Below are 2,215 nucleotides of genomic sequence, written 5' to 3' on the forward strand. Positions count from 1 at the left end.
ATCAGGAGCGGAAAATCCACCTAACTCAACTGTTCAGATTCCTCAGGCCACCTCTCGTAGCCTTCGCAAATAAGCTCGTCACAATCGCGAACGCGCAGTGCAAATCACGACAAAAGTGGAACGCTCAGCTCGCATGACAAGTACAGTTGCTAAATCCTACCCCAATAACTCCTGGTATTACTTGGTTAGTTTCAATTGCCTGATTGAAGCTGCAATCAACACAAAAGCATCTTCAATTGACAAGTTTTCACTACCTAGGTTACCGGTATTGTTCACTTCAAAATTATGTCCGGTCGAACTTGCACAATCTCTTAAGAGGCTCCGACCACGTGCCGGAGCTTCAAAAGCAATGGTAAAAATGATAACGCCCTCGTCCTTTAATGCCTTGCAGATATTTTTAACGTAAATATCCTTGGCGTCAGGACCTATATAGTCAAATGAATTTGTATACCAATTCTCAGTGTTATTGGGTTGCCATTCGTAGTTCTTTTCCGCGTTCCAACCTAGAGATACCATATTAAATAACTCAGGATAGGTCAGGCGTATAGCGTCTCCTGCTTCTAAGTCCCCGTAAGGATGATCACTAAAATTTTGTTGACGCGTCCAATAATACTCGGGAGGGGAGCTTGACACCAAGACACTGTACTCGCCCTTTTCACCGTTTTCGCTAGTGTAATTAGGGTTAAACCAGACACCCGAATTTCCACTTCGAAGTGATGGTTTTAAGTAAGGTTGTTCTGTGTTTTCACCGTCAGTCATGACAATCATAACCTTCTTGACATCGTCCTCACCATAATCCGTTGGACGACCATTAAATTTGGCCGGTACAATTTCTTGCCGGGTCAATTGAGTGACAAGGTCTCTAAATTTTGGATCCAATAAGGCTCCGCCCCACTTCACCCCGATTTCAATTGATGTATTTCCCCCTGTTCGCAATAGATCAATTCGATTATGCAACAGCTCAAGATCGTTAGTCACGGGAGTTATTTCACTGCCGGCACGGGTTGGGCAAGTTGGGAACCGATTTTCTTCCCATTGATTTTTTCTCCTATACCGGTCAAAATGCGCGGTACGATCCAGCGGTTTAGTGGGATCTAAAGCTGCATTTTGAAATTGATTGGGCGAAAAATTCACACAGTGAGAATAGTTGTGTTCTGTCGATACATTTGTAAACTTATTTAGTATGTTTTTCCCGGCATTCACCTGGGTTGCATAGGGGATAACAGATATAGAGACATCGCCACTATTTTCTCCATCCAACATCACTGAAACAAACGTTTTTGCAGCCTCTTTGAGTGCATCAATCCTCCTTTTGCCTTCTACTGAAGATTGCCCGTACATTGAAGCGGATATGTCTAAAATTAATGAAATTTCGACTATTCCGACCGATTCTTCAGCAGCGCTCGTCGCCTTGGCAACCAATTTTGGAATTCCGAGAAACTTCATAAAGTTTGTATTTACATCCGTTTGAGCTGTCGCTGTAACGGCTCTCGATGCAATGTTACTGACAACTATCGGCTCTCCGGACAACTTACCTTGAAGCCCACTCTTCTCTAAGTACGCTTCTACTACTTGCTTAGGAGGAAGCTTTTGATTGATGGCCGCAGCAGCAAGAACCGCACGGTCTAACGTATTCTGAAGTTGTACGCGGTCGCGCTCGTGGTTCATAATGTCAACACCTATTCCGGCAGTCCCAAGGATGATTAGAAACCCAATCAGCACAAAAATCGTGAACACGCCGCCGTCTTCATCTTTAGCGAAACGTCGGGCGCAAAGTACTTTCGTATTATCATTCTTGCTGTGTTCGGAAGTATCGACAGAGTCCGAAAGCATGGAAAAATAACTGCCATCTGGAGGTGTGTTTCGCTCCAAGATTAGCTGCTTTGATGTTGCCACAGTCATCGAAACAATTCCTAGTACGTTATTTTCGCGAGCTTCTGAAGAATTCAGCCTTTTATCAACCGCCTCGTTTCATTATTAGGAATGCTGCGATGGGTGGGTTATTGAATGCAGATGGGGGAGACCGCGAGAATCACCCGTCGTTGTTTTTTGACTATATCTTTCGACAGATCTCTGTGTTTGCAGAACTATTGTTGTCCATTTGGGCACTTGGTAATTGAAATTGTGAGGCTAAAGCACTTCGGGAATAACCTGAGGCATAGAGGTGGCCTGAGGAATCTGAACAGTTGAGTTAGGTGGATTTTCCGCTCCTGAT

The 2,215-nt window shown here is 44.2% G+C and carries 1 protein-coding gene; it reads right to left on the bottom strand.

Annotation, left to right across the window (positions count from 1 at the left end; translation table 11 throughout):
• Window positions 1-177 precede the first annotated feature (177 nt).
• Complete coding sequence (locus tag GOW16_RS22560) at window positions 178-1,902, bottom strand: TadE/TadG family type IV pilus assembly protein (protein ID WP_170419805.1); 1,725 nt, start codon at window positions 1,900-1,902, stop codon at window positions 178-180.
• Window positions 1,903-2,215 lie beyond the last annotated feature (313 nt).

The sequence above is a fragment of the Ruegeria atlantica genome (assembly GCF_013033965.1).
Classification (GTDB): domain Bacteria; phylum Pseudomonadota; class Alphaproteobacteria; order Rhodobacterales; family Rhodobacteraceae; genus Ruegeria; species Ruegeria atlantica_D.

Bases quoted from the DNA above. Each gene is read 5' to 3' on its own strand.
- GOW16_RS22560 (WP_170419805.1), bottom strand. From the start codon at position 1,902: ATGACTGTGGCAACATCAAAGCAGCTAATCTTGGAGCGAAACACACCT.